The organism is Chitinibacter sp. SCUT-21 (assembly GCA_041874755.1).
GTDB lineage: Bacteria > Pseudomonadota > Gammaproteobacteria > Burkholderiales > Chitinibacteraceae > Chitinibacter.
In genome coordinates this window covers 3,421,125-3,446,431 of sequence record CP102611.1, presented here as the reverse complement: position 1 = coordinate 3,446,431, position 25,307 = coordinate 3,421,125, and the positions used below count along the sequence as shown (strand labels likewise).

Annotated in this window: 22 protein-coding genes; 11 read left to right on the top strand and 11 right to left on the bottom strand. The window is 49.0% G+C overall.

What is annotated here, in order from left to right; all coding sequences use genetic code 11:
• The first annotated feature begins 104 nt into the window (after nucleotides 1–104).
• The gene (locus NT239_16160) at nucleotides 105–443 is read left to right on the top strand and encodes a hypothetical protein (GenBank protein XGA71256.1); all 339 of its coding nucleotides are present in this window, start codon (nucleotides 105–107) and stop codon (nucleotides 441–443) included.
• A 5-nt stretch (nucleotides 444–448) separates the two neighbouring features.
• Complete coding sequence (locus NT239_16155; GenBank protein ID XGA71255.1) at nucleotides 449–826, top strand: YbaN family protein; 378 nt, start codon at nucleotides 449–451, stop codon at nucleotides 824–826.
• Between the two features lie 130 nt (nucleotides 827–956).
• Here the strand turns inward: NT239_16155 and NT239_16150 are convergent, their stop codons facing one another.
• Together NT239_16150 and ppsA are read right to left on the bottom strand one after the other, a co-directional pair.
• Entirely contained in the window at nucleotides 957–1,736 is a 780-nt protein-coding gene (locus NT239_16150; protein XGA71254.1) for a hypothetical protein, read from the bottom strand.
• A 971-nt stretch (nucleotides 1,737–2,707) separates the two neighbouring features.
• The gene (gene ppsA / locus NT239_16145) at nucleotides 2,708–5,074 is read right to left on the bottom strand and encodes a phosphoenolpyruvate synthase (protein ID XGA71253.1); all 2,367 of its coding nucleotides are present in this window, start codon (nucleotides 5,072–5,074) and stop codon (nucleotides 2,708–2,710) included.
• Between the two features lie 147 nt (nucleotides 5,075–5,221).
• On the opposite strand from ppsA, the gene NT239_16140 reads away from it, so the two are divergent.
• The 6 genes from NT239_16140 to NT239_16115 all read left to right on the top strand — a co-directional run bounded on the left by NT239_16140 (nucleotide 5,222) and on the right by NT239_16115 (nucleotide 11,675).
• Nucleotides 5,222–6,046, top strand: coding sequence for a kinase/pyrophosphorylase (locus tag NT239_16140; protein ID XGA72826.1), 825 nt, complete (start codon nucleotides 5,222–5,224; stop codon nucleotides 6,044–6,046).
• A 168-nt stretch (nucleotides 6,047–6,214) separates the two neighbouring features.
• On the top strand, nucleotides 6,215–6,958 hold the full coding sequence (gene minC / locus NT239_16135) for a septum site-determining protein MinC (protein XGA71252.1): 744 nt from the start codon (nucleotides 6,215–6,217) through the stop codon (nucleotides 6,956–6,958).
• A gap of 38 nt (nucleotides 6,959–6,996) precedes the next feature.
• The gene (gene minD / locus NT239_16130) at nucleotides 6,997–7,806 is read left to right on the top strand and encodes a septum site-determining protein MinD (GenBank protein XGA71251.1); all 810 of its coding nucleotides are present in this window, start codon (nucleotides 6,997–6,999) and stop codon (nucleotides 7,804–7,806) included.
• A gap of 3 nt (nucleotides 7,807–7,809) precedes the next feature.
• Complete coding sequence (gene minE, locus NT239_16125) at nucleotides 7,810–8,085, top strand: cell division topological specificity factor MinE (GenBank protein ID XGA71250.1); 276 nt, start codon at nucleotides 7,810–7,812, stop codon at nucleotides 8,083–8,085.
• A 132-nt stretch (nucleotides 8,086–8,217) separates the two neighbouring features.
• The gene (gene map / locus NT239_16120; GenBank protein ID XGA71249.1) at nucleotides 8,218–9,027 is read left to right on the top strand and encodes a type I methionyl aminopeptidase; all 810 of its coding nucleotides are present in this window, start codon (nucleotides 8,218–8,220) and stop codon (nucleotides 9,025–9,027) included.
• Nucleotides 9,028–9,098: 71 nt separating this feature from the next.
• Nucleotides 9,099–11,675, top strand: coding sequence for a [protein-PII] uridylyltransferase (locus tag NT239_16115; protein ID XGA71248.1), 2,577 nt, complete (start codon nucleotides 9,099–9,101; stop codon nucleotides 11,673–11,675).
• Between the two features lie 45 nt (nucleotides 11,676–11,720).
• Here NT239_16115 and purU read toward each other — a convergent pair whose 3' ends face one another.
• Both purU and NT239_16105 read right to left on the bottom strand, forming a co-directional pair.
• Nucleotides 11,721–12,575: a formyltetrahydrofolate deformylase gene (purU, locus tag NT239_16110; protein XGA71247.1), complete on the bottom strand. Its 855-nt coding sequence runs from the start codon at nucleotides 12,573–12,575 to the stop codon at nucleotides 11,721–11,723.
• A 63-nt stretch (nucleotides 12,576–12,638) separates the two neighbouring features.
• Nucleotides 12,639–13,019 (bottom strand): hypothetical protein, encoded by a 381-nt coding sequence (locus tag NT239_16105; protein ID XGA71246.1) that lies wholly within the window; start codon nucleotides 13,017–13,019, stop codon nucleotides 12,639–12,641.
• Between the two features lie 98 nt (nucleotides 13,020–13,117).
• Between NT239_16105 and NT239_16100 the strand changes: the two genes are divergently transcribed.
• Nucleotides 13,118–13,582, top strand: coding sequence for a tRNA (cytidine(34)-2'-O)-methyltransferase (locus NT239_16100; protein ID XGA71245.1), 465 nt, complete (start codon nucleotides 13,118–13,120; stop codon nucleotides 13,580–13,582).
• A gap of 79 nt (nucleotides 13,583–13,661) precedes the next feature.
• On the opposite strand, the gene NT239_16095 is transcribed toward NT239_16100, so the two are convergent.
• Nucleotides 13,662–14,051, bottom strand: coding sequence for a group II truncated hemoglobin (locus tag NT239_16095; protein XGA71244.1), 390 nt, complete (start codon nucleotides 14,049–14,051; stop codon nucleotides 13,662–13,664).
• Between the two features lie 151 nt (nucleotides 14,052–14,202).
• On the opposite strand from NT239_16095, the gene NT239_16090 reads away from it, so the two are divergent.
• Both NT239_16090 and putA read left to right on the top strand, forming a co-directional pair.
• Nucleotides 14,203–15,834, top strand: a complete 1,632-nt coding sequence (locus NT239_16090; GenBank protein ID XGA71243.1) for a methyl-accepting chemotaxis protein — start codon at nucleotides 14,203–14,205, stop codon at nucleotides 15,832–15,834.
• 68 nt (nucleotides 15,835–15,902) lie between these two features.
• Nucleotides 15,903–19,379: a bifunctional proline dehydrogenase/L-glutamate gamma-semialdehyde dehydrogenase PutA gene (putA, locus tag NT239_16085; GenBank protein ID XGA71242.1), complete on the top strand. Its 3,477-nt coding sequence runs from the start codon at nucleotides 15,903–15,905 to the stop codon at nucleotides 19,377–19,379.
• A 52-nt stretch (nucleotides 19,380–19,431) separates the two neighbouring features.
• On the opposite strand, the gene NT239_16080 is transcribed toward putA, so the two are convergent.
• From NT239_16080 to NT239_16055, 6 genes are all read right to left on the bottom strand, one after another.
• Entirely contained in the window at nucleotides 19,432–20,157 is a 726-nt protein-coding gene (locus NT239_16080) for an ABC transporter ATP-binding protein (GenBank protein ID XGA71241.1), read from the bottom strand.
• The gene (locus NT239_16075; GenBank protein ID XGA71240.1) at nucleotides 20,154–20,924 is read right to left on the bottom strand and encodes an ABC transporter ATP-binding protein; all 771 of its coding nucleotides are present in this window, start codon (nucleotides 20,922–20,924) and stop codon (nucleotides 20,154–20,156) included. Before NT239_16075 ends, NT239_16080 begins: the two co-directional genes overlap by 4 nt.
• Nucleotides 20,917–22,062: an ABC transporter ATP-binding protein gene (locus NT239_16070; protein ID XGA72825.1), complete on the bottom strand. Its 1,146-nt coding sequence runs from the start codon at nucleotides 22,060–22,062 to the stop codon at nucleotides 20,917–20,919. Before NT239_16070 ends, NT239_16075 begins: the two co-directional genes overlap by 8 nt.
• 27 nt (nucleotides 22,063–22,089) lie before the next feature.
• The gene (locus NT239_16065) at nucleotides 22,090–23,019 is read right to left on the bottom strand and encodes a branched-chain amino acid ABC transporter permease (GenBank protein XGA71239.1); all 930 of its coding nucleotides are present in this window, start codon (nucleotides 23,017–23,019) and stop codon (nucleotides 22,090–22,092) included.
• Nucleotides 23,020–23,259: 240 nt separating this feature from the next.
• Nucleotides 23,260–23,967 (bottom strand): SDR family NAD(P)-dependent oxidoreductase, encoded by a 708-nt coding sequence (locus NT239_16060; protein ID XGA71238.1) that lies wholly within the window; start codon nucleotides 23,965–23,967, stop codon nucleotides 23,260–23,262.
• Between the two features lie 59 nt (nucleotides 23,968–24,026).
• A complete protein-coding gene (locus tag NT239_16055) occupies nucleotides 24,027–25,229 on the bottom strand; it encodes an aspartate aminotransferase family protein (GenBank protein ID XGA71237.1) in 1,203 nt (400 codons plus the stop codon).
• Nucleotides 25,230–25,307: the final 78 nt, after the last annotated feature.

Sequence of the window (25,307 nt, the reverse complement as noted above, 5' to 3'; positions counted from 1 at the left end):
CCATGTCTAACGTGCATGGGTTTTTTTATGCCTAGCGCTTTGCCCAAATGGCTACAAGCATGTTTAAAATAGTCGCCGATAGATAAAGAAGATCTAGAAAACGCATGATAGAACTCGCTTTTGCCTCAACCCCACCCAGCCTGACAGAAATCGAGGCGCAAATTCGCACGCACTGGGTGCAACTTGAACCTGCGCTTGATTGCGAAGTGGGCGAGTTTGATACCCACTCGCAGTATACGCGTAGCGAGCTTGATCATATTGAGCTAGATGGCAATACAGTCGTTATTCACTATCGCACGCACTACCACGTTTACCATCCCTGCCGTGGCATGGATTTACACGACTTTTGCCGCCGCTTTGTGCGCGGGCAACTGATCAACAACACGTTGAGATTGGCGATTTACCAAGCGCCTGAAGCGCGCTCGACCGCTGACGAGCTGTAAACGCAATGCAACGCTACGCCAAACCCTTGCTGATCCTCGCCGGTTTTTTGGCGCTGGCCTTGGCCGTGCTCGGCGTAATCCTACCGGGTTTGCCCACCACCCCCTTTCTACTACTCGCCACAGCCTGCTTTGCCAAAAGCTCGCCACGACTACACCGCTGGCTACTCGCCAATCGCCTGTTTGGCCCCATCATTGCCGACTGGGAACAACACCACGCGATCTCAATGCGCGTTAAATGCATCGCCATCGGCTGCATGCTGGTGATGAGTGGATTGTCGCTATGGCAGTTTGCGGGGAGGCCTTGGCTGCAGGGTGGTTTGATTGTGGTGGCGATTATCGGTGGGACGTATGTCTGGCGGATACCGACTCGGCTTAAAGATTGAACAGTAGGGTTTGAAATGCGCAGTGTAGCGCACAAAAAAGCTCGTACATTACGAGGATTAAGCGAGCAAGTACACAAATTTCTAGTTCAGACGTTTTCGACTCAACTTGAGTCATTGGCCGAGTTAATTGTTATGAAAATTGCAAATGCTGTACGATATACTCCAGTACAAAAAAATAAAAATCCTGCCAGTCCGCCACATATTCAATTGGATAAGCATAATCAATAACCAGCCCATCTTTCAAAACAAAGGTTCCTTGACATCCACCTACTTCTGCGCAAATAACCCGAAATGGTCGCCCATCTATAGCTCTAAAATTATTCACTGCGTAATACGACTGCCACAAAATATTATTTTCTTTTTCATTCGTATAATCAGGGTACCCTATCAATCCGAGCTCTGGATAAGTAATTGGTGCTGATGTCATTTTTACTCGATATCCCTCAGATTCTTCTCTTTCTTTGGGCGTTTGTAATATCCATTGAGGATCTATGGTGATCTTAGGCTCGCACCTTACTTGAATTACTAAATAAGCAGCTTTCTCGGCTAGCGTCCTTTTAAATCGATCTGGATATTTCTCTTTCAGTACGTCTAAAGGGATCCGTTTTGATACATCGCTACCGGGAAACGCGATGTCTTTCTCCCCTGCATATACATACCCACTCCCTTCTTGAACCATAATAAAAAATGGTTCTTCATCTTCAGTAAAAACAAACTTATACTTACCTACCCAAAATGGCCTTACCGTCAATGCATTTCCATATTTACTCAATGGAGGATATGGCCGTCCTTCCTTCTTTATTTCATTCATTGCCATATTGAAGCACTCTAAATTTCTTGGGTGTGGTTTAATTTTCCCACCACAACCAACTAGAAAAATCATGATAAAAGTGGCAATAAATATTTTCATAGCAACCCAATTAATTTCTCAACAACAATAATTTACTTAATTAACACACGCACCTAATTACTCAACTACATGCTAAATTCATAGCTCATCTTTCCTTTCAATTTCAAGATTAGGAATCAAAAGTCACCACATGTAAATCTAGCGCGTAGGTTGGTCCAAATGAAATGCAGCCCAACGTTTTACCGTATTGGTTTGGCTTCGCTAGCTCAGCAACAAACTACAAATTCAATTTAGCTACTTGCCGATTGCGGCCAATTTATTTCAACGATTGTAGTAATTTTCAGTGCCTACGGCACGATGTTTTTGGTGCGCGTTCCGCCGCGCAGACAGGCAGAGGGCTTTGCTTCGCCAAAGCCCCCTGCACCCCAAAGGCGACCCGGGCGAAAAGCGCTCCGCGCTGCCCTTGCTTCGTCGTGAGCCAAACGATATAGCCGTTTGTCTCTCTCCTCGCCGCGGTTTTCGCTACACGGGAATTCAAGCCCCAGACCGACCATCGCGACATATACCTACCATAGTGTAGCCATGAAGATTAATTGGTATATAGCTTTTGCTGATATACCCCTACTGCCAATTAGGACGGTAAGCCCGTGGAGACGCGCCGTTTGAAAAATGGCCGTCAGGGTTTTAAGCCGCGTAGTGTTTGAGCGTTGCGACGGTAGCGCAACGCGAGTTGTAGCGGCGCCCTGACGGGCTTTTTTCAAACGGGGTTTCGCGGCGATCGGGCGCGCGAGGGTTGCAAGGGACGGAGCAAGACCCGTCCCTTGCTGGCCTTAGGCCACGGCCTTCGCTAAGGCGGCAAAGCCGCCAAGCTCCGTCACGTCGTCCGGTGCTCGAACGCCGGTTTATCGCCTGCACCAGCAGGCTTATCAAAGCCTACAAAAAAGCCCGTCACAAGAACGGGCTTTGCATACTAGGCCAAGTATTTCTTTGCGACCCAAACACCAATTGAACCACAAAGATATACTCAAAGATTATTTCTTGCCACCATTCGCCAAGAACAGCCAAGTCTCGATCACCGTATCGGGATTGAGCGAAATCGTTTCAATCCCCTCCTCGACCAACCACTGCGCGAAATCAGGGTGATCCGACGGGCCTTGGCCACAGATGCCGACGTATTTGCCGAGTTTGCGGCAGGCTTTGATCGACATACTCAACATCGCTTTAACCGCATCGTTGCGCTCGTCAAAGCTCGTTGATACTGGGCCACCGGAATCGCGGTCGATCCCGAGCGTCAATTGCGTCATATCGTTTGAGCCGATCGAGAAGCCATCGAAATGCTGCAAGAATTGCTCAGCCAGCACCGCGTTGGCGGGAATTTCGCACATCATAATGATGCGCAAGCCATTTTCGCCGCGTTTCAGGCCATTGCGTTCCAGCAATTCGATCACGCATTCAGCTTCTTTGACGGTACGCACGAAGGGGATCATCACTTCGACGTTGGTTAGGCCCATCACATCACGCACTTTTTTCACCGCGCGACATTCAAGTTCGAAGCAATCGCGGAATGATTTATCGACGTAGCGCGCCGCGCCACGGAAACCGATCATCGGGTTTTCTTCGTGCGGCTCGTAGTCTGGCCCGCCGAGCAGGTTGGCGTATTCGTTTGATTTGAAATCAGACAAGCGCACGATGACTTTTTTCGGGTAGAACGCCGCGCCCAGCGTGGCGATGCCTTCGGCGATTTTATCGACGTAAAAATCGACCGCCGAGCGATAGCCGGCAATGCGCTCTTCGATCTGGGTTTTTAGCGGCGTTGAAACATTCGGATAAGCCAGCAGCGCTTTCGGGTGAATACCAATCATGCGGTTGATAATGAATTCCAAGCGCGCCAAGCCAACGCCTTCATTCGGTAATTGCGCAAATTCAAACGCCAGCTCTGGATTACCGACGTTCATCATCAATTTCACCGGCGCTTGCGGCAAGGTGGTCATTGATACATCCATGCGCTCGAATTTGAGCAAGCCAGCGTAGACATTGCCGGTATCGCCTTCGGCGCACGATACGGTCACCTCGTCGCCTTCACGCAGCGCACGCGTCGCATCGCCACAACCAACGACCGCCGGAATTCCGAGTTCACGCGCAATAATCGCCGCGTGACAGGTGCGGCCACCGCGGTTGGTAACAATCGCTGCCGCGCGCTTCATTACCGGTTCCCAGTCCGGGTCGGTCATGTCTGACACCAGCACATCGCCCGCTTGCACACGATCCATCTCGGACACATCGCGAATAATGCGCACGCGACCCTGACCGATTTTCTGGCCAATCGCACGGCCTTCGGTCAGCACGTCACCGCTCTCTAGCATGCGGAATTTGGTGAGATTGCCCGACTCTTGCGATTTCACCGTTTCTGGGCGCGCTTGCAAGATATACAGCTTGCCGTCGATGCCATCACGCCCCCACTCGACATCCATGGGGCGGCCGTAGTGCTCTTCGATGATCAGTGCGTATTGCGCCAATTCTTGCACTTCATCATCCGAAATCGAAAACTGGCGGCGCTCGGCCAGGTCAACGTCAACGGTGCGCACCGATTTACCTGCGACCGATGCGGTATCGAATTCCATCTTAATCGCTTTGCCACCGAGATGGCGGCGCACAATCGCTGGACGACCTGCGCGCAGCGTGGGTTTGTGCACAAAAAACTCATCCGGATTCACCGCGCCCTGCACCACGGTTTCGCCCAAACCGTAGGAAGCGGTCACGAACACAACTTGATCGAAACCCGACTCGGTATCAATCGTAAACAACACACCCGCTGCGCCTTTGTCCGAACGCACCATGCGCTGAATACCGGCCGACAACGCGACGATTTTATGATCAAAGCCTTTGTGCACGCGATACGCAATCGCGCGGTCGTTATACAGCGACGCGAACACCTGCTTCATCGCGTCGACAACATTTTGGTAGCCGACAATATTGAGGAAAGTCTCTTGCTGACCGGCGAAAGACGCATCGGGCAAGTCTTCGGCAGTCGCAGATGAGCGCACCGCGACGGTGACGTTGTCGCCGAGCTTGGCGTAGTGCTCAGCCATTTCAGCTTCGAGCTGTGCCGGCAAGGGCGTGGCCATAATCCAATCGCGGATTTGCTTACCGGTTTCGGCCAAGGCTTTAACGTCGTCGACGTCTAAATTGGCTAAAGCTGCATCGATTCGATCGGCTAAACCTTCATGAGCTAAAAATACGCGATAAGCTTCGGCTGTGGTTGCAAAACCGCCGGGTACACGAACGCCTTTTTCAGTCAGCTGGGAGATCATTTCCCCCAAAGACGCGTTCTTTCCGCCTACTTTTTCAACATCACTCATCCGCAGATGCGCAAAGTCAATCACATATTTTTCTGTCATCGCTAGGCCCTTCCTATCGGGTTAATTTAGCCTTTGCTGCATCGCAGCGAAGGTAATAAGTTAACCATAGTTTTTTTTTTGGAAAAGTAAGTAATTGTATCTACTGGTTTTCCCTGTCACGTCAGTTTATGCTAAGAAAAAAAGGGGATTTTAATGCGTCGAACTGCGTTTTTTGTCTCGGGCCGCACCGGGATTACCGTTGAAATTTTGGGCCATTCTTTGCTGTCACAATTTGAAGATGTCACGTTTAATCGTATCGTTTTACCCTTTGTCGATACGCTAGAAAAAGCCGAAGGCGTCGCTTTGCAAATTCGGCGGCAGGCCTTAATCGACGGCTGTCGCCCGCTGGTGTTTAGCACAATTGCTGACCCGAAAATCCGCGAAAAAATCCAAGTTTCTGACGCGCAATCATTTGATTTTTTTGCTCAATTCATTGGCCCACTGGAAAACGAACTCGGCGTGCAATCGTCGCACACCATCGGGCGCTCGCACGAAATCACCAATTTTGAGGAATACAATAATCGCATCAACGCGGTAAATTTTTCACTCAATCACGACGATGGCGTGATGCCGCGCGATTTAGCCGAGGCGGATTTAATTTTGGTCGGCGTATCGCGCTCGGGCAAAACGCCAACGTGTTTATATATGGCGCTGCAGTTCGGCATTAAGGCCGCCAACTATCCGCTGACACCTGAGGATTTTGGGCAACACACGCTACCCCGCCTATTGTTACCGTATCGTAATAAATTGTTTGGCTTGACGATCGACCCCGAACGTTTACGCCAAATCCGGCAAGAGCGTAAGCCTGACAGCCGCTATTGCCAGCTTGAAACCTGCCAATTTGAAGTCGCCGAAGCTGAAGCATTGATGCGGCAAGTGGGCGTGCCGTATCTGAATACCACGCGCATGTCGATTGAAGAGCTGGCCACCACCATCATGCACAAAACGGGGCTAACCCGCCGCGCGTATTGATTTGAGAAATTGACGATGTGCGCTAATGAGCACCAAATACTCCGTTTAGCGCACAATTTCACTTTTATCAGTTGTTTTAGTAGTCTGACGCGTGATTACAGCTTCCTAGTGCAAGGATGAAAAGGTAAACTGCAACCTTTAAAGATTATCTTCCATTGATCGCCAGCCATGACGAGTTTCGCCTACCCTGAACAAGCTGCTAGTTTGTTTGAATTTAAAAGTACCACCGCCCGCCTTACTGCTTTTATACCCGTCACGACCGATTGCGATCAATTACAAGCAGCACTTCAGGCGCAACTAGGCGGTGTTGATCACTTTTTAGCAGGCGAGCAAATCGTCTTTGATTTTAATAGCCTGCCACAAATTCCAAGCGCAGTTGAACTCGTGGCTATGGTGAATCTATTGCGCCAATTCGCGCTCGCGCCAATTGCAGCGCAAGGTGGCAATCGCGATCAGCAAGTGGCCGCCAAAGAAGCAGGCCTGGTGGTGCTTGAAGAGAGCGAAATTGCGGCAAGCAACAACGCACCATCGAATACCCCAGTACCGCATCAGCCTGAGACCATTGCACCACAAGGCGCTACCATCATTACCCGCCCTGTTCGCACCGGCCAGCAAGTATATGCCAAAGGCGGCGATCTGATCGTACTGGCGCTGGTATCGAATGGGGCCGAAGTGATTGCGGATGGCAATATTCATGTCTACGCCCCACTGCGCGGCCGCGCACTCGCAGGTGCACGCGGCGACACCAACGCGCGTATTTTCACCACCTGCATGGAAGCCGAATTGGTATCGATTGCCGGTGTTTACCGTAGTTTGGATGAGGCGCTGCCCGATACGCTGCGCGCAAAACCGGCACAAATTTCGCTCGATCAGGACAAGTTGCTGATCGATCCATTAGTGAATTTGAATTAAGAATTTTGAAATAGCTTATTTTAATTAGGGGATTTATTGTGGCAAAAATCGTAGTCGTCACCTCTGGTAAAGGCGGCGTGGGTAAAACCACCACCAGCGCTAGTTTTGCATCGGGTTTAGCTTTGCGCGGCTTTAAAACTGCCGTTATCGACTTTGACGTGGGCTTGCGTAATCTGGACCTGATCATGGGTTGCGAGCGCCGCGTGGTTTACGATTTTGTTAACGTGATCCAAGGCGAAGCTACGCTGCGCCAAGCGCTGATCAAAGATAAAAACTGCGACAATCTATTTGTTTTGCCAGCTTCGCAAACTCGCGACAAAGATGCGCTATCGAAAGAAGGTGTTGAGCGCGTATTAAATGAATTGAAACACGACGGTTTTGATTACATCGTGTGCGATAGCCCTGCGGGTATCGAAACCGGTGCATTCCTGGCGCTGTATTTTGCCGATGAAGCGATTGTGGTCACCAACCCAGAAGTTTCGTCGGTACGCGATTCAGACCGCATTATCGGTATTTTGGACGCTAAATCACGTAAAGCCGAAGAAGGTGCAACGGTTAAAACTCATTTGCTGATTACCCGTTACAGTCCAGCGCGCGTTGAATCAGGCGAAATGCTCTCGCTGGATGATGTGCAACATCTGCTGCGCATCCCATTGATCGGGATTATTCCAGAATCAGAATCAGTGCTGCAGGCATCGAATGCTGGTACGCCAGCGATTCATAACGCCGGCACCGATGTGTCAGAAGCGTATAAAGATGTCATTGGCCGTTTCCTAGGCGAAGAAAAACCACTGCGCTTTATTGAAGTGCCAAAACAGCCGTTCTGGAAACGGTTGTTTGGAGGTTAAGCCATGTCGATTCTGAGCTATTTCTTTGGCGAAAAGAAAAAAACCGCGTCGGTTGCACGTGAACGCCTACAAATCATTTTGGCCCACGAGCGTAGTGGCCGTGAAACGCCGAATTATCTGCCGCAATTGCAGCGGGAATTGGTTGAAGTGATTTCTAAATACGTCTCGATCGACCCGAACGATATTAAAGTTCAGCTCGATAAAAAAGACGATTTTGAAGTACTTGAAGTCAATATTGTCTTACCCGAGCATCGCAAACAGCCGACCGGCCAAGTTTAAATTAAAGGAGCGCAAGCTCCTTTTTTCTTGCCTGAGGTAACATCAAGCATTTCCAAAGCCGGCCACACAACGCAGTGCTATAATTGGCCAAAAATTGTAGCGATGCACTAGGCATCGACCACTGAGGCTTAAATGACAATTACGATTAAAACTGCAGGCGAAATCGAAAAAATGCGCGTGGCTGGCCGTTTGGGCAGCGAGGTGCTCGACTACATCACGCCTTTTATTGTGCCGGGCGTCACCACCGCTGAATTAGATCGCCTGTGCCATGAATATATGATCAATGTGCAGGGTACTATTCCAGCACCATTGAATTACTGCCCTCCTGGCTATATACCCTACCCTAAATCGATTTGCACTTCGGTGAATAATGTTATTTGCCACGGTATTCCAAACGACAAACCATTAAAAAATGGCGACGTGGTTAATCTGGATATCACAGTGATTAAAGACGGCTACCACGGCGACAATAGCCGCATGTTTATGGTTGGCGATAATGTCGCTAGCCACGCCAAACGTCTGTCGCAAGTGACTTACGACTGTATGTGGATCGGCATTGAGCAAGTGAAACCCGGTGCGCACTTTGGCGACATCGGCGCGGCGATTCAAAAATACGCCGAAAAAGCCGGCTATTCGGTGGTGCGTGAATTCTGCGGCCACGGCATCGGCGCCGTGTTTCACGAAGAGCCGCAAGTGTTGCACTACGGCAAAGCAGGTACTGGCCCTGTAATGCAAGCGGGGATGATTTTCACCATCGAGCCGATGATTAATGCCGGTAAACGCGAAATCAAACAAATGAACGACGGCTGGACGATTGTGACCAAAGATCGCAGCTTGTCGGCGCAGTGGGAGCACACCATTTTGGTGACTGAAACAGGTTACGAAGTTTTGACCTTGTCAGCCGGCTCACCCGCCAAACCAGAAAAATACCTGCTTGGGTAATTGTCTGTAGTTGAATAGATCAGGGTATTGCATGGCAATACCCTTTTTTTCGTGTTGTAAAAGGTTGAATTATGCGTTCCGTTACCGCCATTCGTGAATCGTACGCCACTGCTAAAGCCGCGCTACGCGAGCGTTTTACCGTGCCCTCCAAAGCCGCGCCACTATTGGGCGAGCTGGCACGTTTAACCGATACCACGCTGAGCGAGTTGTGGAATCGGCACGAATTTAACAGCGAGGTATTACTCGCTGCGGTAGGTGGTTACGGGCGTGGCGAACTATACCCCTCATCCGATATTGATTTACTGATTTTATTGCCCGACCAACCCAGCCCTGCGTTACTAGAAAAATTAGAAATTTTCGTTGGTGAGTTGTGGGATATCGGTCTTGAAGTCGGCCATTCGGTGCGCACGATTGCAGACTGCTTGAATGAAGCCGAAAAAGACATCACCGTCCAAACTGCGCTACTCGAATCGCGCTTGTTGGTCGGCGACGAGGCTCGCTTTGCCAGTTTTATGGATACGGTGCACCAGCACATTGATCCAAAAGAATTTTTTGACGCCAAACTGATCGAGCAGCAAGCGCGTTACGGCAAATTTCAAAACGCCACTTACAAGCTGGAACCGAATATCAAAGAAGCGCCGGGCGGCTTGCGCGATTTGCACTTAATCGGCTGGATCGCCGCTAGCCAGCGCCTTGGACGCGACTGGCACGCGCTCGCGGCGCTGGGCATGCTGACCTTTGAAGAAAACCAAAAACTGTGCGAGGCCGAACGCGTGCTACGCACCTATCGCATCGCCTTACACTGGCGCGCGCGCCGCCGCGAAGACCGCATTTTGTTTGACTATCAGCACCCGCTGGCGAAAGAGTTTGGCTTTGACGATTTATCCGCCGCCGGCCGCATTACGCAGCGCGCCTCCGAAGCGCTAATGGCCGAATATTATTTGGCCGCGCGCATCGTCACCCAGCTCGTTCCGGTCTTGGTGCAAGCGCTACGCGCGCGGATTTTCTCGTTTATCGGGCGGCAAACGATACAGATTTGCAATGATTTTCAGATTCGTGACGACTTACTGGAAATCACCGACCCTGCGCTGTTTGAGCGCAAACCGGAAAGCATTCTGGCGCTGTTTTTGCATTTCGAGCAGCGTCGCGAAGCGCGCGATATTGCGCCGGAAACGCTACGCGCGCTGTGGCATGCACGACATAAAATCGACGATGATTTCCTAGCCAACCCGCATAACCGGCAATTATTCATTGCGCTGTTCCGCGAGCCACGCGGCTTAACGCGTATTTTGCGCCGTATGAATCAATACGGCGTGTTGGGCCGCTATATTCCAGAATTCGGCGATATTGTCGGCCGCATGCAACATGATTTATTCCATGTTTACACCGTCGACGAACATACGCTGATGGTGCTGCGCAATGTGCGCCGCTTTGCGGTGAATGCCTTTACGCACGAATACCCGCTGTGCTCGCGCCTGCTGGAAGAGTTTGAACGACCAGAAGTACTGTATTTAGCCGCGCTGTTTCATGACATCGGCAAAGGCCGTGGTGGCGATCATTCGCAATTGGGCGCAGCGATTACCCGCCATTGGGTCGAACAGCACCCGCTGCCGCAAGACGATCGCGATTTGATTGTGTGGCTGGTGACACATCATTTAACCATGTCGTCGATTGCGCAGAAACAAGACGTGTACGACCCAGATGTGATCGCCGAATTCGCCGCGCTCGTCAAAGATCAACGTCATCTGAATGCGCTGTATTTGCTAACCGTGGCCGATATTCGCGGCACCAGCCCGAAAGTGTGGAATGCGTGGAAAGCCAAGCTGCTGGAAGACTTATTCAAAGGCACGGCGCGCTATCTGAATAGCCAAAACATTACCGCGCATTCATGGCTGAACGAGCGGCAAGACGAAGCACTACGCCTACTGCGCTTATATGGTTTCCGCGAAGACGCGCATCAGCCATTCTGGAGCAAACTTGATACAGTGTATTTCCTGCGCCATGATGCGCGCGATATTGCGTGGCATACGCGCGTTTTGCTGACGCATATCAATAGCGAAAAACCGATTGTAAAAGCCAAACTTTCCGAATCGGGCGAAGGCTTGCAAGTGGTCGTGTATACGCTCGATCAGCCGGATTTATTCGCACAAATTTGCAGCTTTTTTGAGCGCGCCGGTTACAGCATTTTCGATGCGCATATTCACACCACTACGCACGGCTACGCGCTTGATACTTTCTATGTCTTTATTCCAGATAGCCTCAATACCTCGTATCGCGATCTGATCAATTATGTCGAATACGAGCTGGCGCAGAGGATTGAGAAAAAACTGCCACTGCAAGCCGCGCCCAGCGCGCGACTATCGCGCCAGCAAAAGCATTTCCCGGTGCAAACGCACGTGCAATTGCGTGCCGATGAAAAAGGCAAATACTTCGTCTTGGCAATTATGGCAGGCGATCGACCCGGCTTGCTATCAACGATTGCGCGAATTTTGGCCAGCAACCGCATTGAAATTCAATCAGCCAAAATCATGACCTTGGGCGAGCGCGCCGAGGACAATTTCTTGGTCAGCGGCAGCGTGCTGGGTGACGAGCGTGCGCGTTTACAGATTGAAAATGAGTTATTGCAGGCGCTAAGTCCTGCGAAATAAAAATAGGCCACATCCGTGGCCTATTTATTTGGTGAATGATGCCGCTTAATTAAAAATCACCGTCTTGTTTGAATACACCAACACACGGTGTTCCAGATGCCAGCGCACCGCGCGCGACAGTACGACGCGCTCCAAGTCGCGGCCGATCTGGATCAGATCATCCACGTCGTCACTGTGCGTAATACGATTAACGTCTTGCTCGATGATTGGGCCATCGTCCAATACTTCGGTGACGTAATGGCTGGTTGCGCCGATCAGCTTCACGCCGCGCGCAAACGCGCGATGATACGGTTTTGCGCCATCAAAGGCTGGCAAGAAACTGTGGTGGATATTAATCACGCGCTGCGGGTAAGCTGCGGTAAATTCGTGGCTGAGCACCTGCATATAGCGCGCCAGCACGATGAGGTCGATGCCTTTTTCCTGCAACAGCGCTTTTTGCTTGGCTTCAGCTTCGGCTTTATTGTCTTTGGTGACTGGAATCACGTGGTATTCAATACCGTAAAAGTCAGCCAACGCGCGGCAATCTTCGTGATTGGAAATAATCAGCGGGATTTCGCATTTCAGTTCACCGCTTTTATGGCGATGCAGCAAATCGACTAAACAGTGATCGTATTTCGACACGAAAATCGCCATTTTTTGCGGGCGATTTGATAATGCCACTTTCCAAGTCATTTCAAAGCGATCGGCAATCGGCTGGAAGGCGGCAGAAAAAGCGTTCATATCAAGGGTAAAGTCGGACAAATCCCATTCAATACGCATTAAAAACAGATTATCCGTGCTGTCTTGGTGCTGATCAGAATGAACGATATTGGCGTTATAGGTATACAAAAAATTAGCAATCGCCGCAGACAGGCCTTTGCGGTCTGGGCAGCTAATGAGCAAGGTGGCGGTGTGGGTCATAAATCATCTTTGGCAAACAATTATTTAGATTGATTCTAACAGCCACAAGCCCTTGATGTCAGGCTAAAACCTTTGGTTTTGCGCAATGTCAGTTTGACTGTAACCTTTCCGATGCTGGCGTTGCTCATCGACATTAATTTGCGCTTGAAGAAACATCTGCTCAAAGGCTTGGCCGTAGCCATGCTCTGGAAGCACAACATCCCAACACCAGCCATTGGGTGAATTTTGATCTGGAATGAATTCGACGGGGTAGGCAAACAAGGCGGCGTAAATCGCCTTCCCAATTCCCGGTGTACGTGCCAGATTGATTTTTCGCCCGTTTTGCTCGCTCAATTCATGATCTAGTGCGCGAAAAACCAAGGACATCGTTTGCTCTGGCGTTAAACCATCTAATTTTGCCATCTTGGTCGCGGCGATTAAGACTTCCTTTGGTATCATGCGCATATACCAGCCCCATATGGACATTGACTCCTTGCAGTGTAGAGCTCGAACAAGATCAGTCAATCTATATACCAACCCATTGATCAGCTTACTAAAAATCTATGTTTGATATTGTTTTATTCCAACCTGAAATCCCGCCTAATACCGGCAATATTATTCGCCTGGCCGCCAATACGGGCTGTCGTTTGCATCTGGTCAAGCCACTTGGCTTTCCGTTGGACGACACTAAAATGCGGCGCGCCGGCTTGGATTACCATGAGTACGCCGAAATGCAGGTGCACGAAGACTGGGCGGCATGTCGCGCAGCGTTGGCGGGCAAGCGTTTTTTTGCTGGCACCACCAAAGGCTCACAACGCTACGATTTAGTGCAATACAAACCGGGCGATGTTTTAGTATTTGGCCCCGAAACACGCGGGCTACCCGCTGAAATTTTGGCCGAATTTGAGCCACACGATCGTATTCGCTTACCGATGCACCCAGATAATCGCAGCCTCAATCTATCGAATGCCGTAGCCATCACGGTATACGAGGCCTGGAGGCAAAATGATTTTGCTGGCGGTTTATAACAAAAAAGGTCGCCTTGGCGACCTTTTTTGATGTATTGCTTTGAAAACATTATCCATCAATCAATAGCGGCCAATACCCCTACTGATTGCGCATAAAATCAGCGGTTTTGAAAAATGCCTGCTCCAAGTGTTCTCGCAATTCTTGGCTCATTGGGATTTCATTCATGGCCTGATACATGCATAACAGCCACTGATTGCGTTCCGCCTCACCAATTGAGAATGGCATATGGCGTGCGCGCAAACGGGGATGCCCATATTTTTCAATAAATAATTGCGGCCCGCCCAACCAGCCCGACAAAAATTCAAACAGCTTTTCTCGGATCAAGGTCGTATCTTTGCCGTGCATTGCATTAATGCCCGCGGCGCGTTGATCCGTTTCCATAATGTCGTAAAAACGATCAACTAATTTTCTTAGCACCGCCTCGCCACCGAGTAATTCATATGGCGTTAATTCCTGCACTTCAGACATCGACTATCCCAACTCACAAAAAGCGTAATTATTACAGTTATTTATCAAATGCTCCAGTTGCACACTAGGGATGAAAAATACACGCTAGGCTTGCTATGAACAACACGGCTTATATACTGATTGAAAGTATTCTTGCCCAAAAGGTGACGCCATGTTCCAACGTCTTTCTATAGCTCGCAAAATTACCGCTGGCTTTACGCTGCTAATGGCTCTACTAGTCATCGTCGGTGCGATAGGTATTTTCCAGATGCGCAGTTCTGCCGAAACCATTGATAATTTACTGAAAACGGACTTGGTCTATGGCATAGGGATGAATGATTTTGCTGAAGATATGCTACAACTGCGCCGCTTTGAAAAGGATTTATTCATCAATTTGAACAAGCCTGAAAAAGTGCAGGAATATAAGAAAAAATGGGATGAGACCGTGGCCAGTTCGCGAAAAACACTGGCAGATTTAAATACAATCGCTAACGACCAACAAAAAAAAGAGCTCAATGGCCTATCGGAATCACTAAGCGCTTATGAGGCAAGTTTCAATGAGATCGCAGCACAGGTACAAGCCGGCGCTTTTAGTACCACCCATGACGCAAACGCAGCTTTTGATAAATATAAATCGGTGGTGCGAAAATTAGCAGAGGATTCCGATGAGCATGCTGAGACTGCAATTACCTCGGTAAAACAAATTTCAGGCAAAATTAAAGAAAAAGAAGAATTAACGCTGACCAAAACACTCACCCTTATCGTCATCGCTACCGCATTAGGCATTTTTGCAGCGGTCTACATAAGCCAATCAGTACGCAAGCCACTGGCCGCCATCCAACAAGAGATTACCGAGATTGATCGCAGTGGACATATTGGCCGCCGATTAGCCATTAAAAATATGGATGAAATTGGTCAGACTGCTACCGTACTAAATCGCCTATTTAGTGGTATGTGTGAGGTGATTGGGCAAGCTAATAACAACTCTAAACTTGTTGTCACCGCTGCGCACGAGTTAGCAAAAGCCTCAGGACAAGTGACGAATGCGTCTCAGCTGCAAGCAGAAGCGGCGGCCTCCACTGCTGCGGCGATTGAGCAAATGTCAGTAAGTGTTCATATGATTGCCGACAATGCTCAAAATATGGAACATGAATCGCGGGAAGCAGCACAAACCGCGTCTGAAGGCTCGGTAACTGCACATCGGGCAGCTACCGAAATCAATCAAATTGCAGCTTCCATTACCCGATCATCTGAGCTCATTTTGCAGCTGAACCAGCGATCAGATGAAATTGGCAGTATTGCGATGGTGATCAAAGACATCGCCGATCAAACCAATTTATTAGCATTGAATGCGGCCATTGAAGCAGCCCGAGCAGGAGATCTTGGCCGTGGGTTTGCCGTGGTGGCTGATGAAGTGCGCAAATTAGCAGAACGCACCACGCAAGCCACGGTAGAAATCACCAGCAAAATTGATTCCGTTCAGCGTGATACCAGTACCGCGGCCGAAGGAATGCGCTCAGCCGGCAAATTAGTAGAGGATGGCGTTCGTAGCACAGAAAGCGTAGCAGAAGCTTTGTCACTGATTGAAGCGGTCACCAGCCGCTCCGTGGAACACATTGCCAGCATCAGCAACGCGATTAAAGAACAAAGCTCAGCCAGCCAAGAAATTGCGCGCCATGTTGAGCAGATCTCCCAAGCGAGTGAAGAAAACCATAGCGCAGCACAAAGCACCAACGAGCTATCGATGCGACTCAGTGATATTGCACAAGACCTGGATAAAACAATTCATCGTTTCACCGTTTAAGCTAGCCCTGTATTCATGATTTAACCCAAGAAAGGCGCACGCAAACTCGACCACTTTGGAATCAAGTCATGCGAAGCAAAACGTTAGCAATTCCAGAGCTCACATCAACATTCACAGCTCTAGCACAAGCAAAGTATCTGGAAGAACAAAGCGCAGCTCGACAGATTCAATCCATCAGCGTACTCAATGGTGAGCAAGGGCTTCGCGCTGATGCGATGGGGCATTTACTTAGTCAAAAATTACGGATTGCACGCCAAAGCTTGGGGGGATTAGACAGCCTGTTGGCACAATATCCATTATCTAGCCCAGCTGGCAGAGCTTTACTGCAATTGGCCGAAGGTGTTTTACGCATCCCAGATCATTATCAGCTTGATCTCTTTATTCAAGAACAATTGCACTCGGCCAATTGGCACGATCACCGCGGCAATAGCCCATCTTGGCTAATCAATTGGGCCACCTTAGGTCTGGATTGGGCGGATCACTTGCACTCCCCCGCGTTAAGTCCACTCATCCGCGAAGCCGTAAAAAAAGCGCTTAAAATATTAGCAGGCCAATTTATTATGGCCGACGATATTGCCATTGCTTTAAGCAAACAAGATGTGGATTTTCGCTATTCTTTCGATATGCTGGGCGAGGCGGCATTAAACCGAGAAGAGGCCGAAAACTACACCGAACGCTATCGATCTGCGATTCATCATGTTGGCCAATACAGCCAAGGCGCAGGCCAGTTTGGCCCAAGTGTCTCGGTAAAATTATCAGCGCTGCATCCTAAATTCGATACCCTGCATGACGAACAGATTCAAGCTGAACTTTACCCACGACTATTGGACTTAGCGCTACTAGCAAAGCACTACGATATTGGTTTAACTGTGGATGCGGAGGAAAGCGCGCGGCAATTATTGACGCTGAAACTCTTTGATCGCTTAATGCGGGAGCCACAGTTAATCGCCTGGAGTGGGCTGGGCATTGCAATTCAAGCCTATCAAAAAAATGCCCTCCACATTGTTAAGTGGCTGTGTCAACACACCCGCGAGTACCATCGTGCGATCAGTGTAAGATTGGTCAAGGGGGCCTATTGGGATAGTGAGATTAAGTCTGCTCAATTAGCAGGGCTCTCACAGTATCCTGTTTGGACAAATAAAACATTAACCGATCAAGCCTATCTGGCTTGCGCGCAAGTTTTACTGCAGGCCAATCACCGCATTTACCCCCAATTTGCCACCCATAATGCTTTTACTATTTGTGCCATCTATCAAATGGCAGGTCTGCAAAATTATGAGTTTCAGGCTCTCTATGGCATGGGCGAAACCGTCTATCGGCTCGCCAACGAACTGGGTATCGAGCGACCTTGCCGCCTCTATGCGCCAATTGGGGATCAAACTCAACTGCTACCCTATTTAGTGCGCCGCTTTCTTGAAAATGGCGCTAGCTCGTCATTTGTGCATCAAATCCAGTCGAGCACATCAACTGAAGCTACGCCTACAAAACTGCTCGCACCCAATCGAATTTTTAGTCCCCGCCTCACACCGCAACTATTTGATGTGGGAGACTATTTGCACTTGAAACAGCTAGCTGAAAAATTAACAACACTCAATGAGCATAGGTATATAGCTACAACCAAAAAAAATATTAACCAGCAAAGCAATACCCTTATAGCTGTTAATCCTGCCGACAAAAATCAGCAGATTGGCCAATACACTGAAAGTGATTTTTCTGCAATTGAAGATGCTTTTGCTGCGGCCATTTGCGCGGCAGAAAATTGGGAAAAACTTGATATCAGTTTGCGCATCAATTTAATTGAAAAACTCGCCTCAGAACTTGAAGCTAGCTCAATTACACTGATCAACCTACTGATTCGGGAAGCTGGGAAAACACTAATTAACGCGCAATCCGAGTTGCGTGAAGCGATCGATTTCTGCCGCTACTATGCAGCGCAAGCAAAAGCAAACTGGGCAAATAATCCACCGCAAGCGATTGGTGTCATCGTCGCCATTAGCCCATGGAATTTTCCATTGGCCATTTTTATCGGGCAAATTAGTTCTGCACTTCTCGCAGGTAATGTCGTGATAGCCAAACCTGCACCAGAAACTCCACTAATTGCCTATGAAGCTATTCAAGCCTGTTATCGCGCTGGTATTCCTAGCGATGTATTGCAACTACTTCTTGGCGGGACAGCGATTGGCGCAGCCCTAACCTATGATCATCGCTGTCACGGCGTAAGCTTTACTGGATCGCTTGCAACGGCTAGAAAAATTCGTTCCGCAATGGCTGAGTTTGGTGCCAATGGCGTTTTGGTTGCCGAAACTGGCGGGATTAATGCCATGATTGTAGATAGCAGCGCTCAAGCTGATCAGGCCTTGCGCGATATTATTAGCTCGGCCTTTGACAGCGCAGGTCAACGCTGCTCAGCCCTACGCCTATTGTGTGTACAAGACACCATCGCAGACGAATTAATACAGCGGCTAAAATTATGCATGCTGGACTTAGTGGTTGGAGACCCATACTGTTTTAGCACCGATATTGGCCCCGTGATCAGCGCAAAGGCGGAACGCAGTATTCAAGTTGCAATCAACACCTATCGACGCTTGGGATACGACGTTTTCCAAACGCGCCTACCCATTGAATGCCAGCAAGGGCATTTTATTGCGCCCACTCTTATTGAATTACCAACATTAGCCGCACTGGGTGAGGAAATTTTTGGTCCAGTACTTTGCGTGTATCGCTACAAAGCCACCGAGCTATCAGATTTAATCAATCACCTGAACCAACTTGGCTATGGATTAACGCTTGGCATTCACAGCCGAATTAATCGCCATATCCAGCAAATTATTCAGCATACCCAAATTGGTAACTACTATATCAACCGCAATCAAATTGGTGCCGTGGTTGGAAGTCAGCCATTTGGTGGGCAAAATAAATCGGGGACTGGCCCCAAAGCGGGCGGACCATGGGCATTGTTCCGAATGGTTAAGAATAGTGACCCATGCCAACCGCACTATCAGGCTTTACCGGCCTTATTTGAACAATTACGCCAAATTGTTCACCTCTGGCCAGATTTAGATCAAGCTGTTGATTTGGAAATTCTACTTGAAGACGCTGCGCGCCGTAGCCCGTTGAGTCAAAAACTCTCGCTGCCCTCAATCACAGGCGAACACAATGAGCTTTGCTACCGAGGTAGAGGTAGAATTGCCTGCCTTGGGCCTAGCGACTGGGATTTAATTCAACAAGTAGTTATCGCAGTTATCACAGGCAATCAAGCTATCATCGCTAACGCAGAATTATTTCAACAATGGCAGCGTTACCTTGGACATCAATATTTAGTTTTTTCAAGTGATCCAATGCATTGTCATATCAACGCAGCGCTGGCGCATCCAAGCATCGCCGAGGTAATAGAAAAACAATTAGCCCAAATTGATGGTGCGATTATTCAATTGATTCAACCCTATGAAGACGGTAAATGGCCATTGTTTCGCCTTGTTGCGGAATACACGATCACAACAAACACAGCTGCAAGCGGTGGTGATATTCAATTGCTTGCCCAATAAAAAACCCCGCACTCCTTGAGGTAGATGCGGGGTTTTAAATTAACTAAAGCAATTATTCGCCCAAATAGGCCTGCTGCACTTTTTCATTAGCCAGCAATGCTGCGGCATTATCACTAAAAGTAACTTTACCCGACTCCATCACATAACCGCGATCAGCAGTTTGCAAGGCTAATTTGGCATTTTGCTCCACCAGCAGCATCGTAACGCCTTCAGCAGCAATCATTTTGATGATTTCAAAAATTTTCTGCACGATAATCGGCGCCAAGCCCATTGATGGCTCATCAAGCAGCAATAACTTAGGACGGCTGAGCATCGCACGGCCAATCGCGACCATTTGCTGCTCACCACCCGATAATGTGCCAGCCAATTGCTTATAACGCTCTTTCAAGCGCGGGAACAGGTGATAAACGCGTTCCATATCATGCAAAATTTCGGCCTTGTCATTGCGGCTATAAGCGCCCATCAGCAGGTTTTCTTCGACGGTTAGGCGGCTAAAAATGCCACGGCCTTCAGGCACCATCACCAAGCCGTTTTTCACATAATCGTGAGCGGCCAGTTTATTGGTTGATTTACCATCAAAAATAATCTCGCCGCCAGCAGGCTTCACCATACCCATCAAAGTTTTCAGCGTCGTCGTTTTACCTGCGCCATTCGCGCCGATCAAAGCAACCAACTCGCCTTCTTTGACTTCTAGATCAATGCCTTTCACCGCATGAATGCCGCCATAAGCAACTTTCAGATCTTTCACTTGCAATAGAGCTTTCGGTTCGGTACTCATTCAGGTGCAACTCCCAAGTAGGCCTCAATCACGCGTGGATCATTTTTAACTTGCTCTGGAATCCCCTCGGCAATTTTCTTACCGTAGTCGAGCACCGCAATCCGATCGCACAAGCCCATCATTAATTTCACATCGTGTTCAATCAGCAGAATGGTCACGCCATCAGTGCGGATTTTTTCCATCAGCTTTTTCAAATCATCAGTCTCTTTCGGATTCATCCCCGCCGCGGGCTCATCCAGCGCCAGCAAAGTCGGGTTAGTCGCCAAAGCGCGCGCAATCTCCAAACGACGCTGATCACCATACGATAAATTACACGCTAACTCATCCGCTCGGTCTGCAATGCCCACATATTCCAACCACGCCTCGGCTTTAGCTTTGATCGCAGCTTCTTCGGCTTTAGCTTTGGGATGACGCAATACCGCACCAATAACACCCACGGCTGTGCGAACGTGCTGACCAACCATCACATTTTCCAGCGCGCTCATATTGGCGAACAAGCGAATATTTTGGAAAGTCCGAGCAATACCCGCTTCAACGACGATATTAGGCTTTTTGCGGAATAAATCCTTGCCTTTGAAAGTAAATTTACCTTCATCAGGCTGGTACAACCCGGTTAACACATTAAATAGCGTGGTTTTACCTGCGCCATTGGGGCCGATCAAACCGTAGATTTCGCCTTTATTAATTGTTAAGCCCACGTCGCTTAACGCGTGCAAGCCACCAAAACGCTTGTTAATGCCTTCAATACTTAATAACACTTCAGTCATGGTTGCGCTCCGCGTCTTGCAAGCTGTCTTTTTCTTGTAAAGCAATACCTTTGGTCTTGGGCTGCAATTCCGCGCGGCGGCGTTTCGATGGCCACAAACCAGCTGGGCGAACCAACATAATCACAATCATCGCCACACCGAAAATCAACATCCGCAAGTTTTCAGGATCGACCACCTTCTCACCAAAGATCGCCATTTGCAGTGGGTTGATAATATCGCGCAGTACTTCTGGGGTAATCGACACAATAATTGCGCCCAAAATCACGCCCGGAATATTACCCATACCACCCAGAACGACCATACACAACACCATAATCGATTCCATCAGCACAAATGACTCAGGTGATACAAAGCCTTGGAAGCTGGCAAACAACGCGCCTGATACACCACCGAAGCTCGCGCCCATTGCAAAAGCCAACAGTTTCACATTGCGTGTATTAATGCCCATCGCATTCGCAGCAATTTCGTCTTCACGAATCGCTACCCAGGCTCGGCCAATACGCGAATTTTGCAAACGTACTGAAACAAAAATGATCAAGACGCAGAACGCAAGGATCAAGTAGTAGTACAGATGGATTTTTTCAAATGTCAGGCCCAAAAACTCAACTGGACGACCAAAATCATAGCCTCCGATTTGTACTGCATCGATATTATTAATCCCTTGCGGACCATTGGTAATGTTGACTGGGCGATCAAGATTATTCATGAAAATACGAATAATTTCACCAAAGCCCAAAGTCACGATCGCCAAGTAATCACCACGCAACTTCAGCGTTGGCGAACCGAGCAATACACCAAAAATACCGGCCACTACAGCAGCTAACACCATCATCACCAAAAACGGTGGATGACTTAACCACTCAGGCAACATGGCTTGCAAATGCGGCGAATTTAGAATGGCGAATAAGTAGGCGCCGACAGCATAAAATGCGATATAGCCCAAATCGAGCAAACCGGCGTAGCCGACGACGATATTCAGCCCCAGCGCCAACATGATGTAGAGCAAGGCAAAGTCAACCGCGCGCAGCCACGAATTGCCATTCTCAAAAAAGCCACCCAAGACCCATGGCAGCACAGCCAATACGACAGCCAAGACAGCCAGCAGCATCGTATTCTTACGATTATTTTCCATAAACATAGCGTTCATTTTCAGCTCCTTAGGCCATTAGGCGCGTTCTGCAACGCGTTCACCCAACAAACCAGAGGGGCGGAACACCAAAACAATAATCAGCACGACAAAGGCGAAAATATCTTTGTAATGACTACCCAATACGCCGCCGGTCAAGTCACCCAAGTAGCCCGAACCCATGCTTTCAATTACACCGAGCAACAAGCCACCGAGTACTGCACCACCGATATTACCGATACCTCCCAACACCGCCGCAGTAAAGGCTTTCAGGCCGATCATAAAGCCCATATAAGCATGCGCTTGGTCGTAATTGGCAGCCACCATCACACCAGCCATCGCACCTAAAGCGGAGCCGATAATGAAAGTCATCGAAATAATGGTATTTACATTCACGCCCATCAATTTGGCCACTTCAGGGTTTTGTGAAGTAGCGCGCATCGCACGACCCAATTTGGTTTTTTCAATCAGGAAGAACAAGCCGCCCATCAAAATCAGCGCCAAGGCGATGATGGCGATTTGCAAATCGGTGATCGCAGCACCACCAATAATATGCACTTCGGTAGGCAAAATCTGTGGGAATGGGCGATAGTTACGGCCCCAGATCAGCATTGCTGCCTGCTGCAATACAATAGAAACACCAATTGCTGTAATCAACGGTGCCAAGCGTGGGGCTTTACGCAGCGGCTGGTAGGCAATTTTCTCAATCGAGTAGCCCAAAAACATCGACACCGGAATTGCCATCATCAAACCGACCAGCAGCAAGGCTGGGCCCGGTAATTGCACGCCAGAACCGACGAGTAAATTAATACATGTAATGGTCACCATCGCGCCAATCATCACAATTTCGCCGTGGGCAAAATTGATCAGCTGCATGATGCCGTACACCATCGTGTAGCCCAAGGCGATCAGCGCATAAATGCTACCGACCACTAGGCCATTGATTAGTTGTTGCAAAAAGATATCCACGCTAGCCACCCTTGAGGAGGTTTATAAGTACGATTCAGCCTAGTTGATGAAGTCTGACCGTTTTATGTGTAATCCATATCAGATTGGTATGAATTTTACCGTTACAGTTCGGAATTGGTACAAATTACACTTTTGCTGTTGCGCGGAACACTGCGTTTTTCCCTTACACGGAAAACCCTTATTGCTACTCAATGCAAAGAATGACTTGAGTTAAGTCAATTTCGCTGCAATTAATTCAAGCTATAAACCCAGCTCGATGTCGTAGCGGCACCCCTGTTCGGCCAGCGCTATAGCCTGAAGGCAAAATCTTGCCACCTCGTCAGGAGTACGCAACAGCCCCTGCTCTTTGCGTGCAATAAAACGCGGCAAGTCAGCAAAATCATCGTTTGTACTGGCACGAATTTGCGCTTGCATATCGGTATCCATCACATCTGGATCAATCACAATCGCCAGAATTGGGTGCTTTGCCACTCTTTGCTCCTGCGCCAACACCGCCATAAAGTGATCGAGGCCAGCCTTGCACGCACAATAAGTACTCCAGCTTGCAATTGGCCGCTGAGCCGCCCCCGATGAAATTTGCGCAACCACTTTGCGCGCACGATGTTGTGCAAATGCGACGACAAAGCCATGAATCAAGCTAATTGCCGAAATGAAATTAATTTGCAGAGCTTCAAGCAGTGCAGCATGGCTTTGTTTGGCGAGCGGTTTAATCGGCGTAATCGTGGCTGCATTATTTATCAAAACCACCTCGTCCCAGTCTTGCACGGCCAACTGTCGCAATACTGAGGTATAGGTTGATAGATCAATATTGGCAAGATCCAGATCAATATGCCCCTCACCCCTACCTGAACGAGAGCACTCCAGCACCTGCCAGCCCGCGCTTCGATATTGTTCGCATACAGCCAAACCCAAGCCGCGTGAGCCGCCAATGATGATCGCTAACTTCATTTTTTCACCCATAAAAAAACCCGCTCTAAAGCGGGTTTTTGCTCATCAATTACGGCGAATTAAGCAACGAAAGCTGCCAAAGCCGCATCAAAACGCGCCAATGCGGTTTCGATTTCTTCGTCGGTAATGACCAGTGACGGCGCAAAACGCACTACATTCGTGCCGGCCATCAACACCATCAAACCTTGCGCGGCAGATGCGTTTAACACGTCTTTGGCGCGATCTTTGTATTGATCAGCCAGCACACAGCCCATCAGCAAGCCCATGCCGCGTACGGCTTTGAATACGCTGTATTTGGCGTTAATTGCTTCAACGCCGGCTTTCAGCTGCTCATGCTTCGCTTTCACTCCAGCGAGTACTTCAGGGGTATTGATTACATCGAGCACCGCGCCAGCGACTGCACACGCCAATGGATTACCGCCGTAAGTCGTACCGTGCGTGCCTGCGACTAAATGCTTGGCGATATCAGCTGTCGTCAACATCGCGCCAATCGGGAAACCGCCACCCAAGCTTTTTGCGCTGGTCAAAATATCTGGCGTAACGCCATATTCTTGGTAGGCAAACAATGAGCCCGTACGACCCATACCCGTTTGCACTTCATCAAAAATCAGGAATGCATTGTGCTTATCACACAATTCGCGCACGCCTTGGATAAACGCAGGGTCAGCAGGCAGTACACCGCCCTCACCTTGAATCGGCTCGATCACGACACACGCGGTGTTGTCGTTGATCAGCGCTTTGAGGCTGTCCAGATTGTTGTATTCGAAATATTCAATGCCTTGTGGTTTTGGACCAAAGCCGTCGGAATATTTAGGCTGGCCACCGACTGTTACCGTAAAAAAGGTACGGCCGTGGAAGCTATTTAAGGTTGAGAGCACTTGGTGTTTTTGCTCACCAAAACGCTCAATCGCTGCGCGGCGCGCGAGTTTCAGAGCTGCTTCGTTCGCTTCAGCGCCTGAATTGCAGAAAAACACTTTGTCGGCAAAGGTCGCTTCAACCAGCTTCTTCGCCAAAGCCAATGCAGGCTCGTTGGTGAAAACGTTCGACACATGCCACAGCTTATTGGCTTGCTCGGTCAAGGCATTAACCAACACTGGGTGACAGTGGCCCAATGAGTTCACCGCAATACCACCAGCCAAGTCGATGTATTCTTTGTCGTTCTGATCCCAAACTCGGCTACCCGCACCACGCACTGGTACAAACGCCGCAGGCGCATAATTAGGAACCATGTATTGATCAAAATCGGAGCGGGTCAGAGACATTTTTAATCCTTTAATCGATAAAGCAAAACACAGGCGTCATAGTAGCAGCAGTCATTGATCACAATAAACTACAAATCA

Coding starts and splice junctions, on each gene's coding strand:
- NT239_16160 (XGA71256.1), top strand. CDS start 105: ATGATAGAACTCGCTTTTGCCTCAACCCCACCCAGCCTGACAGAAATC.
- NT239_16155 (XGA71255.1), top strand. CDS start 449: ATGCAACGCTACGCCAAACCCTTGCTGATCCTCGCCGGTTTTTTGGCG.
- NT239_16150 (XGA71254.1), bottom strand. CDS start 1,736: ATGAAAATATTTATTGCCACTTTTATCATGATTTTTCTAGTTGGTTGT.
- ppsA (XGA71253.1), bottom strand. CDS start 5,074: ATGACAGAAAAATATGTGATTGACTTTGCGCATCTGCGGATGAGTGAT.
- minC (XGA71252.1), top strand. CDS start 6,215: ATGACGAGTTTCGCCTACCCTGAACAAGCTGCTAGTTTGTTTGAATTT.
- minE (XGA71250.1), top strand. CDS start 7,810: ATGTCGATTCTGAGCTATTTCTTTGGCGAAAAGAAAAAAACCGCGTCG.
- map (XGA71249.1), top strand. CDS start 8,218: ATGACAATTACGATTAAAACTGCAGGCGAAATCGAAAAAATGCGCGTG.
- NT239_16115 (XGA71248.1), top strand. CDS start 9,099: ATGCGTTCCGTTACCGCCATTCGTGAATCGTACGCCACTGCTAAAGCC.
- purU (XGA71247.1), bottom strand. CDS start 12,575: ATGACCCACACCGCCACCTTGCTCATTAGCTGCCCAGACCGCAAAGGC.
- NT239_16105 (XGA71246.1), bottom strand. CDS start 13,019: ATGCGCATGATACCAAAGGAAGTCTTAATCGCCGCGACCAAGATGGCA.
- NT239_16100 (XGA71245.1), top strand. CDS start 13,118: ATGTTTGATATTGTTTTATTCCAACCTGAAATCCCGCCTAATACCGGC.
- NT239_16095 (XGA71244.1), bottom strand. CDS start 14,051: ATGTCTGAAGTGCAGGAATTAACGCCATATGAATTACTCGGTGGCGAG.
- NT239_16090 (XGA71243.1), top strand. CDS start 14,203: ATGTTCCAACGTCTTTCTATAGCTCGCAAAATTACCGCTGGCTTTACG.
- putA (XGA71242.1), top strand. CDS start 15,903: ATGCGAAGCAAAACGTTAGCAATTCCAGAGCTCACATCAACATTCACA.
- NT239_16080 (XGA71241.1), bottom strand. CDS start 20,157: ATGAGTACCGAACCGAAAGCTCTATTGCAAGTGAAAGATCTGAAAGTT.
- NT239_16075 (XGA71240.1), bottom strand. CDS start 20,924: ATGACTGAAGTGTTATTAAGTATTGAAGGCATTAACAAGCGTTTTGGT.
- NT239_16070 (XGA72825.1), bottom strand. CDS start 22,062: ATGTTTATGGAAAATAATCGTAAGAATACGATGCTGCTGGCTGTCTTG.
- NT239_16060 (XGA71238.1), bottom strand. CDS start 23,967: ATGAAGTTAGCGATCATCATTGGCGGCTCACGCGGCTTGGGTTTGGCT.
- NT239_16055 (XGA71237.1), bottom strand. CDS start 25,229: ATGTCTCTGACCCGCTCCGATTTTGATCAATACATGGTTCCTAATTAT.